Raw genomic sequence first — 12,300 nt, 5'->3', positions numbered from 1 at the left:
CGTCTAGCCGAAGGCGTGCCGGGGGACCAGCCCCCCGGGCGCTCCGGCGGGGCGGTTCATCGTTAACGCCGCGTTTACCCTTCGCGCCCTAGCGTCCCCGGGGAACGTCGCGATGGGGGGCGCCCGGCATGAAGCTGACCAACCTGACGCGCTGGCTGCCCGACCGCGTGCGCGACCTGCGCGGCGAGCCCGAGATCCCGGTCTACGCCCCGCCCGCGCCCGCCGCCCCCGCGGGGTTCGGTGAGGCGGCCGCCGCGGGCCTGTCGGATCTGGAGGCGCGCCTGCCGCCCCCCGGCACCCCCACGGTTCCCGCCGCGCAGCCGCGCGGCCGGGCCACCGGGCGGCTCCACCCCTCGCAGGCCGCGGGCGGCGGCATGGTGCGGCAGGCCGACGGCACGGTGCGGCCGCATTACTGGGGCCACCGCGAGCGGCTGCGGGAGCGTTTCCTGCAGGGCGGGCACGCGCCGATGCCGGAATACGAGCTGCTGGAGCTCTTGCTCTTCAACGCCATCCCGCGGATCGACGTGAAGCCTCTGGCCAAGCGGCTGCTGGCCCGGTTCGGAGACCTGAACGGCGTCGTCGCCGCCTCGGAGGCGAACCTGCTGCGGGTCGAGGGCGCGACGCCCCGGGTGTTCCTGCAACTGCGCATCGCCGAAGCCTTCGCCCATCGCATGGGCCAGGCGCGAGTTCTGGACCGCTGCGTGATGTCGTCCTGGCAGGATGTCGTCACCTATTGCCGCACAACGATGGCCCATCGCGAGACCGAGCAGTTCCGCGTGCTATTTCTCGACCGCAAGAACGTCGTGATCGCCGACGAGGCGCAGGGTGAGGGGACGATCGATCACGTCCCGGTCTACCCGCGCGAGATCGCGCGCCGGGCGCTGGAACTGTCCGCCAGCGCGCTGCTCTTGATCCACAACCACCCCTCGGGCGATCCCACCCCGTCGGAGGCCGATATCGAGATGACCGCCCGGGTCGCCATGGCCTGTGGCGCGCTCGACATCGTGATTCACGATCACATGATCATCGGCAAGACCAGCGAAGCCTCGTTCCGAGCGCTGGGCCTGATGGACGCGCCGCCGGGGTTCTGAGCCGGGGGCGCAGGCGCGCGCCGCGGCTCAGGCCGGGGCCGCCGCGCCCGCGCGTTGCAGCTTCAGCGGCTCGGTCCGCATCAGCCGCAGGACATGGGCCATGTAGGGCTTGGTCGCATCCGTCTCGCGCACGGCGGCATAGAGACGGCGGGTCAGGCCGGTCTCGGTCAGCGGCCGGGTCACGTAATCGGAATTGTAGCGCACCTCGCGCACCACCCAGTCGGGCAGGACCGCGACCCCGCGATTGGAGGCGACCAGCAGCAGGATCACCGCCGTCAGCTCGACCTGCCGGATCGCGGCCGGCTCGACCCCCGCGGGCATGAGAAGCTGGCTGAACACGTCGAGCCGCGCGCGCTCGACCGGGTAGGTGATGAGCGTCTCGTCGGCGAAATCGCCCGCCTCGACGAAGGGCTTGGCGGCCAGCGGATGCGCGGCGGAGGCGAGGAAGACCGGCTCGTAATCGAAGAGCGGCGCGAATTCGACGCCCGGGATCGTCTCGGGATCGGAGGAGACGACGAGGTCGACCTCCTCGCGCTCCAGCGCGGGCAAGGCCTGGAATTGCAGGCCGGGGCGGATGTCGACATCGACCTCGGGCCAGGTGCGGCGAAATTGCTCGAGCACCGGGAACAGCCATTCGAAACAGGCATGGCATTCGATGGCGATATGCAGCCGCCCGGCCTTGCCGGATTTCAGCCCCGCGAAATCCTGCTCGACCGCCTCGATCTGCGGCAGGACCTGCTCGGCCAGGCGCAGGAGCCGCTGGCCCGCCGCCGACAGCGTCATCGGCTTGGAGCGGCGCACGAAGAGCTCGACCCCGATCTGCGCCTCGAGGTTCTTCACCTGGTGGCTGAGCGCCGATTGCGTGATGTTCAGACGCTCCGCCGCGCGGGCCAGGCCGCCGCATTCGTGGATCGCCCGGATCGTGCGCAGGTGACGGAATTCGAGATGCAGCTTCATGGTGGGCCCTGTGGTGGAACTCATATCGAACTTGAGGATTATGAGCCTGTCTCACAAGTCCGGTTCGCGGCACAAGGGCCCCAGCCAGAGGATCCCGCCATGACCACGCCCGCCGTTTCGTTCGAGTTCTTCCCGCCCAAGTCGCTTCAGGGCAGCTTCCGCCTGTGGGAGACCGTCCGCGTGCTGGAGCCCCTGCGCCCCGAATGGGTCAGCGTGACCTACGGCGCCGGCGGCACCACGCGCGAGCTGACGCGCGAGGCGGTGGCGACCATCGGCAAGGAGTTCGACCTGCGCGTGGCCGGCCACCTGACCTGCGTCGATGCCAGCCGCGCCGAAACGCTGGAGGTCGCGCGCGGCTTCCGCAAGGCGGGGGTGTCGGACATCGTCGCGCTGCGGGGCGACCCGCCCAACGGCGCCGACGGCTTCCGCGCGCATCCCGAAGGCTTCGCCAACTCGGTCGAGCTGGTCGGCGCGCTGGCCGACGAGGGCTTCACCATCCGCGTCGGCGCCTATCCGGAGGCGCATCCCGAGGCGGTGTCGCCCGATGCCGATATCGACTGGCTGCGCGCCAAGTTCGAGGCCGGCGCCTCCGAGGCGATCACCCAATTCTTCTTCGACCCCGAGGTGTTCCTGCGCTTCCGCGACCGCTGTGCCGCCGCGGGCATCACGCAGCCGATCCTGCCGGGCATCCTGCCGATCGAGGATTTCCCCAAGGCCGCGAAATTCGCCGCTGCCTGTGGCGCGACGATCCCGGCCGAGCTGGCGCAGGCCTTCGAGACCGCGATCCGCGACGACCGCGCCGAACTTCTGGCCATCGCGCAGGCCGCCGAGCTCTGCGACACGCTGGTCTGCGAAGGCTGCGAGCATCTGCATTTCTATACGCTCAACCGCCCTGACCTGACGCGCGACGTCTGCGCCGCGCTGGGCCGCGTCGCGCGCCCGGCGCTGAGCCAGGTCGCCTGACGGCTCTGGCCCGCCGGCGGGCGGGCCGCTAGGGTCCGACGCGACCGCCAACCGTCCCGGACCGTCCATGCGCGCCCAACATCCCGACGACCGCGCCCCGCGCGAGACGATGCTGTCGATGTCGGGCCTCGCCTTCATGCGCGCCATGCTGGAGGGCCGCGTGCCGCCGCCGCCCATCGCGCGCGTCATAGGCTATCGCCTCGCCGAGGTCGCCGAGGGCCGCGTCGTCTTCGCCGGCGCGCCCGGGCCCGATCACACGAACCCCGCGGGGACGGTGCATGGCGGCTGGTACGGCACGCTTCTCGACTCGGCCATGGCCTGCGCGGTGATGACCCGGGTGCCGAAGGGCAGTCTCTACACGACGCTGGAATACAAGGTGAATATCGTCCGCCCGATCCCGCCCGGGACCGAAATCGCGGCGGTGGGCACGGTGTCCCATGCCGGCCGCTCGACCGGCGTGGCCGAGGGCGTGATCCGGGGGGTCGCGGATGGCAAGCTCTACGCCACGGGCTCGACCACCTGCCTGATCATGGAAGCGTCGTGAGCGACGCCGCGCGCGACCGCATCGCCGAGAGCTTCGCGCGGCAGGGGCTGATGCGCACGCTGGACGCGCGGCTGGAGCATGTGGGCGCGGGGGTCGTCCGCATCGCCGCCGCGGTGACCGAGGCCAGCAGCCAGCAGCACGGCGCGGGCCATGCCGGGCTGACCTTCGCGCTGGCCGACTCGGCGGCGGGCTACGCCGCGCTGTCGGTGTTGGAGGACGGGTTCGAGGTCGTGACCTCGGAATTCCGCATCTCGCTGCTGGCGCCGGCGCGGGGGCTCCTGGTGGCCGAGGGCCGGGTGATCCGGCCGGGCCGCCGCCTGATCGCGGTGGCCGCCGACGTGCACGGGGCGGACGGGGCGCATGTCGCCACGGCGCTGGGCACGATGGTGCCGGTGAGCCTTCCGGACTGAACGGCCGGCGCTGGCCTCAGCCGCCCTCGCGCGCGGCCTCGACCATTTCCTGCATCTGCTCGGCCTCGACGAGGCCCGGCGCCGTCATGTCGCCGATCACGAAGCTGGGCGTGCCCGAAAAGCCCAACGATTGCGCGAGCTCCATCGAGTCGTCGATATGGGCCTGCACCTCGGGCGCGTCCATGTCGGCGCGCAGCCGGTCGGTGTCGAGGCCGAGCTCGGCGGCCAGAGCCATCACCGAGGTCTCGTCGAGCCGGCCCTCCGCAGCCATCATCGCCTCGTGCATCGCGGCATAGGCGTCCTGCTGGCGCGCGGCGAGCGCGGCGCGCGCCGCAAAGACCGAGCCGTCGCCCAGGATCGGCCATTCGCGCATCACCACGCGGACCTTGCCGTCGCCTTCGATGAGCTGCGCCAGCTCGTCGCCCGCGCGACGGCAATAGGGGCAGTTGTAGTCGAAGAACTCGACCACGGTGACGTCGCCCTCGGGATTGCCCAGGACAGGCGCGTTGGGATCGTCCTCCAGCGCGGGGCGCCCGGCATCGAGCGCGGCCTGCGCCTCGGCGCGGGCGGCCGCTTCGTCGCGCGCCTGCAGAATGCCGACAGCCTCCATCACGATCTCGGGATTTTCGCGGATCGCTTCCAGAACCAGCGCCTTGATCTCCGCGTCGCTGCGCTCCTGCGCGGTGGCGGGCAGGGCGAGCGTCAGGCCGAGGGCAGTGGCCGCGAGGAAGGCGGTGGGGCGCATGGGCATTCTCCGGGGGGTCGTTTGGTTCCGCAGCGTGACGCGCGGGGGCGCGGCGTGCAAGTGCGGCGCCGGGTCACGTTCCCGTCATCGGCGGGCCGCTTCCTGTCGCACCCGCCCCCGGGCTGGCCTATGTCGAAGGGGATGATACGCCTCGCTCTTCTCCTGCTCGCGCTCCTGGGCACGCCCGCCATGGCCGCCGTCTCGCCGCCCGCCGAGGGCAACGCGGTGACGGGCCGGCTGGTGACGGCCTCGGACGGGGTGTCGGGACGGCTCCTGTCGGCCGGGCTGGCGCTCGATCTGGCGGAGGGCTGGAAGACCTATTGGCGCAGCCCCGGCGAGGTCGGGCTGCCGCCGGACCTGGATTGGTCGGCCTCCGAGAACGTGGCGGGGGTCGAGCTGGCCTATCCCGCGCCCGAGCGCTTCGTGGCTTTCGAGATCCAGAATTTCGGCTATGGCGAGGAGGTCGTCTTCCCGCTGACGATCCGGGTGAGCGATCCGGACGCGCCCGTGCGGCTGGACCTGACGGCGAACCTGCTGCTCTGCGCCGAGATCTGCGTCCCCGAGACGCTGGCCCTGTCGCTCGACCTGCCGCCGGGCGGGGGCGTGGACGCGACCTCGGCCGCGCTGCTGTCGGACTGGGTGGCGCGGGTGCCGGGCGGGGCGGAGACCGGCATCGCGCTGCAATCGGTCCATCTCGACGAGGATGCGCTGACCGTCGCGGCCCGCTCGGACACGCCCTTCACCGATCCCGACATCTTCCCCGAGCACGGGCCCTATGCCAGCTTCGGCGCGCCCGAGACGCGGCTGTCGGATGGCGGCCGCTCGCTCTGGGCGCGGCTGCCGGTGCAGGGCGCGGGCGAGGGACCGCTCAGTCTGACGGTGACCGACGGCGACCGCGCCGCGACCCTGCCCGCGGAGTTCGCCGCCACGCCGCCCGCGCCGCCGCAGCCGGCGGCGGGTCTTCTGTGGATGATGCTGATCGCGGTGCTGGGCGGGCTCATCCTGAACGTCATGCCCTGCGTTCTGCCGGTCCTGTCGATCAAGCTGGCCTCGGCGCTGCAGGCGCGCGATCGTGGATTGGCGCGGGTGCGGGCGGGCTTCCTCGCCTCGGCGGCGGGGGTGCTGGCCTTCTTCCTCGCGCTGGCGGGCGTGGTGATCGGGCTGCAGGCGGCGGGCGTCGCGGTGGGCTGGGGCATTCAGTTCCAGCAGCCCGCCTTCCTGGCCGTGGTGATCGGCCTGATGGTGCTCTTCGCGGCCTCGATGTTCGGCTTCTTCGAGCTGCGGCTGGGTCAGGCCACGCTGACCGAGATGGGCCGGGTCGAGTCCCGCGGCGGCTGGGGCGGCGATTTTGCGACGGGGGCCTTCGCGGCGCTGATGGCGACGCCTTGCTCGGCGCCCTTCATCGGCACGGCGATCACCTACGCGCTGACCTCTGGGCCCGCGCAGGTGGTGGCGATCTTCGCGGCGATGGGGGCGGGGCTGGCCCTGCCGTTCCTGGCCGTCGCGGCGCGGCCGGGCCTGGTGCGCCGGCTGCCGCGTCCGGGGGCCTGGATGGGCACGGTGCGGGCGGTTCTGGGCGGGCTTCTGCTGTTGACGGTCCTGTGGCTCCTGTCGGTGCTGGCGGGGGCGGCCGGGCTGCGCGTGGCGGCGATCGTCGGCGGGCTGGCCCTGCTGCTCTTGGCCGCGCTGGCGCTGCGGCAGCGGGCGCTGCCGGTCGGGCTGACGGGCATCGCGGCGCTGGTTTCGGCGGCGGTGCTGGTGCCGCCCGCACCGCTCGCGCCGGTGGATCTGGGCCAGTGGCAGGTTTTCGACCGCGCCCGCATCGCGTCGGAAGTCGCGGCGGGCGAGGTGGTGTTCGTCAACGTGACCGCCGATTGGTGCCTGACCTGCGAGGCCAACAAGCGGCTGGTTCTGGACGATCCGGACGTGGCCGCGGCGCTCGACCGGACGGTGGCGATGCGCGCCGACTGGACGCGGCCCGACCCGGTGATCTCGGACTACCTGCGCGACCACGACCGCTTCGGCATCCCCTTCAATGCGGTCTACGGGCCGGGCGCGCCGCAGGGCATCGCGCTGCCGGAACTGCTGACCGACCGGCTGGTGCTCGACGCCCTGACGCGCGCGGGAAATTGAGGATCGGTCCGGGCCGCCAGGCCCGATGATCGTTCCGGTAGGGCGATCGAGCTCCGAACGGGCGGAGCCTCGGGGCATGGCCCAATCTGCAAGCCGCGACGGTCTTCCTGTCGGTCTGGCCCGGACGGCGCGCGTCCGACCGAGGGTGGGTGCGGACGCGCCCGCCCGTGGGGGCGGTCGGACGCGTGCCGGGCCGCTGGCGCGACCCGGTGGGAGCGATCAGCGGTATCGCCTGAGTTCGATCCGGCGGGACATGTGGCGGGCTGTTCGCGTCGGACGCGTGCCGGGCGGCTGGCGCGATCCGCGCGCCGCGCCCCTCAGCCCTTCCGCACCCGCGCCAGCTCCGCGTCGACGATCGCCGTCTCCTCCGCCGTGACCTGCTGGGCGCGCGAGTAGAGCGGCCGGGCCCGGTCGTCGCGGATTGGGGCGTCCCACCCAGCCGTGCTGTCGAAGAACCGGGCGACGCCTTCGCGCCCGAACTCGCTCAGATAGCCCTGCACCACCACGTCGAGATAGCTGCGCAGGATCGGATGCGCCTCGGTCGCCGGGCCGTGATGGCCTTCGGGGATGTGATAGATCGCGGGCCCCTCGGGCAGGGGCGCCCGCAGATAGGCGGCCTCGCGCGCGTCGAGCGCGGTCCAATCGCCGCCGGGCACCTCGGCCGCCAGCCCGTCGATCACCGCCTCCGGGTCGGGCATCGCGGTCAGGAAGGCCACGGGCCGCAACGGCGTGTGCCGCCAGACCCGGCGCCAGCCGCGCACCGTCAGCGCGTCGCCGCCATAGACATGCGTGCGGCGGTTCACGAGGCTTCCGTAGCCGAAGAAGCGATTCATCCCGTCCCCCCTTTGCGGCCTCTTGCCGGGCGCACCCGGCCTCTGGTAGCAAAACCGCGCACGGCCCGGGAGACTCTGTCGCAAGGCAGGGCCGAAGGAGCAACCGCCCCGGTAAACTCTCAGGCGAACGGACCGGCCGTGCGAACGAACTCTGGAGAGAGGCCCGGCCGGGTCCGCCGAAGGGATAGCGATCTCAGGCGCAAGGGACAGAGGGGGCGAGACAACCGCATCGCGGAAGGCACGCCCATGACCCAGACCGATCCGACGCCGCTGCCGCTGGATGCGCTCCACCGCGAATTGGGCGGCCGCATGGTGCCCTTCGCGGGCTATGCCATGCCTGTGCAATATCCCGCCGGCGTGATGGCCGAGCATCTGCATACGCGCGAGAAGGCGGGCCTCTTCGATGTCAGCCACATGGGCCAGGTCACGATCCGCGGCGACGGCGCGGCCGCGGCGCTGGAGCGGCTTCTGCCGCAGAACGTCATCGGTCTGGCCGAGGGGCGGCAGCGCTACGGCCTGCTGATGCTGCCCGATGGCGGGGTGGCCGACGACCTGATGGTGGCCAATCGTGGCGATCACCTGTTCCTGGTCGTCAACGGCGCGATGAAGCATCTCGACCTGGAGATCCTGACCAAGGGCCTGCCCGATCACGAGGTCACGCTGCTGGATGACCGCGCGCTTTTCGCGCTGCAGGGCCCGACGGCGGTGACGGTGCTGGACGCGCTGGTGCCGGGCACGGGCGAGATGCGCTTCATGGATGTCGCGACGCACCACTGGGACGGGGCCGCGCTCTGGATCAGCCGCTCGGGCTATACTGGCGAGGACGGGTTCGAGATCAGCGTGCCGGTCGCGCAGGCCGAGGCCTTCGCCCGCGCGCTTCTGGCGCATGAGGACGTGATGCCGATCGGCTTGGGCGCGCGCGACTCGCTTCGGCTGGAGGCGGGGATGCCGCTCTACGGGCAGGACCTGACCGCCGAGACCTCGCCCGTCGAGGCCGACCTCGCCTGGGCCATCCAGAAGGTGCGGCTTGCGGGCGGCGACCGCGCGGGCGGCTTTCCCGGCGCCGACCGCGTGCTGCGCGAACTGGCCGAGGGCCCGTCCCGCCGCCGCGTCGGCCTGCGCCCCGAGGGCCGGGCGCCGATGCGCCAGGGCGTGCCGCTCTACGCCGCGCTTGAGGGCGGCGCGCCGGTGGGCGAGATCACCTCGGGCGGGTTCGGTCCGACCGTGGGCGCGCCCGTCGCCATGGGCTATGTCCCCGCGGGAACCGAACCCGGCGCCACGCTTTACGGAGAGGTCCGCGGCAAGCGCCTTCCGGTCACCGTCACCCCGCTTCCCTTCCACACCCCGCGCTACGTGCGCTGATCCAGCGAGGCCCTTGCCCCCATGAAATACACCGAAGAGCACGAATGGCTGGATGCCAAGGACGAGATCATCACCGTCGGCATCACCGAACACGCCGCCACCCAGTTGGGCGACGTCGTCTTCATCGAACTGCCCGAGGTCGGGCGCGAGATCACCAAGGGCGAGGAGATCGTCGTGATCGAGAGCGTCAAGGCCGCCTCGGATATCGCCGCGCCGCTGGATGGCGAGATCACCGAAGTGAACGAGGCGCTGGCCGAGAACCCGGGCCTCGTGAACGAGGATGCCGAGGCCGCCTGGTTCTTCCGCATGACAACCACCACCCCCGAGGAGATGGACGCCATGATGGACGAGGACGCCTACAAGGATTTCATCGGGGACTGACCGCGCGGGCGGGGCCCGGGCCCCGCCGCCGATCGCAACAGGGGACGACCGGACATGCTGACCGATTATGATACCTACGACTTCGCCCACCGCCGCCATATCGGCCCGAGCCCCGCCGAGATGGCCGAGATGCTGGAGACCGTCGGCGCCGACAGCCTCGATGCGCTGATCGACGAGACCGTGCCGAAATCGATCCGGCAGGCCGCCGCGCTCGACTGGCCGCAGATGACCGAGCATGCAATCCTGGCCCGGATGCGCGAGCTGGCGGACCGCAACCGCGTCACCGTCTCGATGATCGGGCAGGGCTATCACGACACGGTCACGCCCCCCGCGATCCAGCGCAACATCCTGGAAAACCCGGCCTGGTATACGGCCTACACGCCCTACCAGCCCGAGATCGCGCAGGGCCGGCTCGAGGCGCTTCTGAACTTCCAGACCATGATCTCGGACCTGACCGGCCTGCCGATCGCCAATGCCTCGCTGCTCGACGAGGCCACGGCCTGCGCCGAGGCGATGGTGATGGCCAAGCGCGTCGCCAAGTCGAAATCCGCGGCTTTCTTCGTCGATGCCGGCTGCCATCCGCAAAACATCGCCGTCATGCGCACCCGGGCCGAGCCCTTGGGCATCGAGTTGATCGTGGACCGGCCCGAGGCGCTGGATCCGGAGGCCGTCTTCGGTGCGATCTTCCAGTATCCGGGCACGCATGGGCACCTGAACGATTTCACCGACCAGATCGCCGCACTGCACGACGCCCAGGCGCTCGGCATCGTCGCCTGCGACCTGCTGGCGCTATGCCTCCTGAAGGAGCCCGGCGCGATGGGCGCCGATATCGCCGTGGGCAGCGCACAGCGTTTCGGCGTGCCGCTGGGCTATGGCGGCCCGCACGCGGCCTTCTTCGCCTGCGCCGACGCCTATAAGCGCCACATGCCGGGCCGGCTGGTTGGCGTCTCGGTCGACAGCCATGGCAACAAGGCCTTCCGCCTGTCGCTGCAGACCCGCGAGCAGCATATCCGGCGCGAGAAGGCGACTTCGAACGTCTGCACCGCGCAGGCGCTGCTGGCGGTGATGGCCAGCTTCTACGCCGTGTTCCACGGGCCGAAGGGGCTCCATCACATCGCCACCCATGTCCACGCCCATGCCGTCGCCCTGCGCGACGCGCTGACGGGGGCCGGTTTCACCGTCGCGCCCGAGGCCGTGTTCGACACGCTGACCGTCGATGTGGGCGCGATGCAGGGCGTGATCTGGCGCGCGGCCCGGGCCGAGGGGATCACCCTCCGCAAGGTCGGCGCCGACCGGATCGGCATCGCCTGCGACGAGCTGACCGATGCCGAGGTGCTGACCCGCCTGCTGCGCGCTTTCGGCATCGAGGGGCAGATCGCCGCGACCCGCAGCGACATCCCCGCCGGGCTGCAGCGGCAATCCGACTATCTCACCCACCCGATCTTCCACATGAACCGGGCCGAGGCCGAGATGATGCGCTACATGCGCCGCCTCGCCGACCGCGACCTGGCGCTGGACCGCGCGATGATCCCGCTGGGCTCCTGCACGATGAAGCTGAATGCGGCGGTCGAGATGATGCCCGTCTCCTTCCCCGAGTTCAGCCGGCTGCACCCCTTCGCGCCCGCCGAGGATGCGGAGGGCTACAAGGAGATGATCGACGAGCTGGCCGAGCGGCTTTGCGTCATCACCGGCTACGACGCCATGTCGATGCAGCCCAATTCGGGCGCGCAGGGCGAATATGCGGGCCTCCTGACCATCGCCCGCTACCACGCCGCCCGCGGCGAGACCCGGCGGATCTGCCTGATCCCGACATCGGCGCACGGCACCAACCCGGCCTCCGCCCAGATGGCCGGGATGAAGGTCGTGGTCGTGAAGGCCGCCGAGAACGGCGATATCGACGTCGAGGATTTCCGCCAGAAGGCCGAGGCGGCGGGCGACGACCTGGCCGCCTGCATGATCACCTATCCGTCCACCCATGGCGTGTTCGAGGACACGGTGCGCGAGGTCTGCGAGATCACGCACAAGCACGGCGGGCAGGTCTATCTGGACGGCGCGAACCTGAACGCGCTGGTGGGCCTCGCCAAACCGGGCGAGTTCGGCGCCGACGTGAGCCATCTGAACCTGCATAAGACCTTCTGCATCCCGCATGGCGGCGGCGGCCCCGGCATGGGTCCGATCGGCGTGAAGGCGCATCTGGCGCCGCACCTGCCGGGCGACCCGCTGACGGGCGAGGGCGCGGTCTCGGCGGCGCCCTACGGCTCGGCCTCGATCCTGCCGATCAGTTATGCCTATGTGATGATGATGGGCGGCGCCGGCCTGACGCAGGCCACCAAGGTCGCGATCCTGTCGGCCAATTACATCGCCGCGCGGCTGAAGGGCGCCTTCGACGTGCTGTTCTCGGGGCGCAACGGGCGCATCGCGCATGAATGCATCATCGACACGCGCCCCTTCGCCGACAGCGCGCATGTGACCGTGGACGACGTGGCAAAGCGGCTGATCGACAACGGTTTCCACCCGCCCACCATGTCCTGGCCGGTGGCCGGAACGCTGATGATCGAGCCCACCGAGTCCGAGCCCAAGCCCGAGCTCGACCGGTTCTGCGACGCGATGCTGGCCATCCGCGCCGAGATCGCGGCCATCGAGGCGGGCGAGATCGACGCCGAGAACAACCCGGTCAAGAACGCGCCCCACACGATGGAGGACCTCGTCCGCGACTGGGACCGCCCCTATTCGCGCGAAGCGGGCTGCTTCCCGCCGGGTGCCTTCCGGGTCGACAAGTACTGGCCGCCGGTGAACCGCGTCGACAACGCGGCGGGCGACCGCAACCTCGTCTGCACCTGCCCGCCGGTGGAGGAGTATCTGGAGGCTGCCGAGTAGCGGC

11 protein-coding genes and 1 riboswitch are annotated in these 12,300 nt (G+C 71.2%); of the genes, 8 read left to right on the top strand and 3 right to left on the bottom strand.

The window, feature by feature from the left end; all coding sequences use genetic code 11:
• The first annotated feature begins 128 nt into the window (after positions 1-128).
• On the top strand, positions 129-1,091 hold the full coding sequence (gene radC, locus P8627_RS04620) for a RadC family protein (protein WP_279966440.1): 963 nt from the start codon (positions 129-131) through the stop codon (positions 1,089-1,091).
• Between the two features lie 27 nt (positions 1,092-1,118).
• On the opposite strand, the gene P8627_RS04615 is transcribed toward radC, so the two are convergent.
• Positions 1,119-2,042, bottom strand: a complete 924-nt coding sequence (locus P8627_RS04615) for a LysR family transcriptional regulator (protein ID WP_279967396.1) — start codon at positions 2,040-2,042, stop codon at positions 1,119-1,121.
• 105 nt (positions 2,043-2,147) lie between these two features.
• Between P8627_RS04615 and metF the strand changes: the two genes are divergently transcribed.
• From metF to P8627_RS04600, 3 genes are all read left to right on the top strand, one after another.
• Positions 2,148-3,011: a methylenetetrahydrofolate reductase [NAD(P)H] gene (gene metF, locus P8627_RS04610; protein ID WP_279966439.1), complete on the top strand. Its 864-nt coding sequence runs from the start codon at positions 2,148-2,150 to the stop codon at positions 3,009-3,011.
• A gap of 67 nt (positions 3,012-3,078) precedes the next feature.
• Complete coding sequence (locus tag P8627_RS04605) at positions 3,079-3,555, top strand: PaaI family thioesterase (RefSeq protein WP_279966438.1); 477 nt, start codon at positions 3,079-3,081, stop codon at positions 3,553-3,555.
• The gene (locus tag P8627_RS04600; RefSeq protein ID WP_407932967.1) at positions 3,552-3,965 is read left to right on the top strand and encodes a PaaI family thioesterase; all 414 of its coding nucleotides are present in this window, start codon (positions 3,552-3,554) and stop codon (positions 3,963-3,965) included. The genes P8627_RS04605 and P8627_RS04600 overlap by 4 nt, the downstream gene beginning before the upstream one ends.
• Before the next feature lie 16 nt (positions 3,966-3,981).
• Here P8627_RS04600 and P8627_RS04595 read toward each other — a convergent pair whose 3' ends face one another.
• Positions 3,982-4,710 (bottom strand): DsbA family protein, encoded by a 729-nt coding sequence (locus tag P8627_RS04595; protein WP_279966437.1) that lies wholly within the window; start codon positions 4,708-4,710, stop codon positions 3,982-3,984.
• A gap of 141 nt (positions 4,711-4,851) precedes the next feature.
• On the opposite strand from P8627_RS04595, the gene P8627_RS04590 reads away from it, so the two are divergent.
• Positions 4,852-6,843, top strand: coding sequence for a protein-disulfide reductase DsbD family protein (locus P8627_RS04590; protein WP_279966436.1), 1,992 nt, complete (start codon positions 4,852-4,854; stop codon positions 6,841-6,843).
• Between the two features lie 317 nt (positions 6,844-7,160).
• Here the strand turns inward: P8627_RS04590 and P8627_RS04585 are convergent, their stop codons facing one another.
• Positions 7,161-7,676 (bottom strand): gamma-glutamylcyclotransferase family protein, encoded by a 516-nt coding sequence (locus P8627_RS04585; protein WP_279966435.1) that lies wholly within the window; start codon positions 7,674-7,676, stop codon positions 7,161-7,163.
• Positions 7,677-7,732: 56 nt separating this feature from the next.
• A riboswitch (glycine riboswitch) is annotated at positions 7,733-7,820 on the top strand.
• Between the two features lie 102 nt (positions 7,821-7,922).
• Here P8627_RS04585 and gcvT point away from each other — a divergent pair.
• The 3 genes from gcvT to gcvP are packed head-to-tail and all read left to right on the top strand — an operon-like array spanning position 7,923 to position 12,296.
• Positions 7,923-9,038 (top strand): glycine cleavage system aminomethyltransferase GcvT, encoded by a 1,116-nt coding sequence (gene gcvT / locus P8627_RS04580; protein ID WP_279966434.1) that lies wholly within the window; start codon positions 7,923-7,925, stop codon positions 9,036-9,038.
• A gap of 21 nt (positions 9,039-9,059) precedes the next feature.
• Positions 9,060-9,419: a glycine cleavage system protein GcvH gene (gcvH, locus tag P8627_RS04575; protein WP_279966433.1), complete on the top strand. Its 360-nt coding sequence runs from the start codon at positions 9,060-9,062 to the stop codon at positions 9,417-9,419.
• Positions 9,420-9,473: 54 nt separating this feature from the next.
• Complete coding sequence (gcvP, locus tag P8627_RS04570) at positions 9,474-12,296, top strand: aminomethyl-transferring glycine dehydrogenase (RefSeq protein WP_279966432.1); 2,823 nt, start codon at positions 9,474-9,476, stop codon at positions 12,294-12,296.
• The last annotated feature ends 4 nt before the right edge of the window (positions 12,297-12,300 follow it).

Source organism: Jannaschia sp. GRR-S6-38 (genome assembly GCF_029853695.1).
GTDB classification, from domain to species: Bacteria; Pseudomonadota; Alphaproteobacteria; order Rhodobacterales; family Rhodobacteraceae; genus Jannaschia; species Jannaschia ovalis.
Note: the sequence above shows the minus strand (reverse complement) of the source record. Positions and strands in the feature narration are given on the sequence as shown.

Coding starts and splice junctions, on each gene's coding strand:
- gcvH (WP_279966433.1), top strand. CDS start 9,060: ATGAAATACACCGAAGAGCACGAATGGCTGGATGCCAAGGACGAGATC.
- metF (WP_279966439.1), top strand. CDS start 2,148: ATGACCACGCCCGCCGTTTCGTTCGAGTTCTTCCCGCCCAAGTCGCTT.
- gcvP (WP_279966432.1), top strand. CDS start 9,474: ATGCTGACCGATTATGATACCTACGACTTCGCCCACCGCCGCCATATC.
- gcvT (WP_279966434.1), top strand. CDS start 7,923: ATGACCCAGACCGATCCGACGCCGCTGCCGCTGGATGCGCTCCACCGC.
- P8627_RS04595 (WP_279966437.1), bottom strand. CDS start 4,710: ATGCGCCCCACCGCCTTCCTCGCGGCCACTGCCCTCGGCCTGACGCTC.
- P8627_RS04605 (WP_279966438.1), top strand. CDS start 3,079: ATGCGCGCCCAACATCCCGACGACCGCGCCCCGCGCGAGACGATGCTG.
- radC (WP_279966440.1), top strand. CDS start 129: ATGAAGCTGACCAACCTGACGCGCTGGCTGCCCGACCGCGTGCGCGAC.
- P8627_RS04590 (WP_279966436.1), top strand. CDS start 4,852: ATGATACGCCTCGCTCTTCTCCTGCTCGCGCTCCTGGGCACGCCCGCC.
- P8627_RS04585 (WP_279966435.1), bottom strand. CDS start 7,676: ATGAATCGCTTCTTCGGCTACGGAAGCCTCGTGAACCGCCGCACGCAT.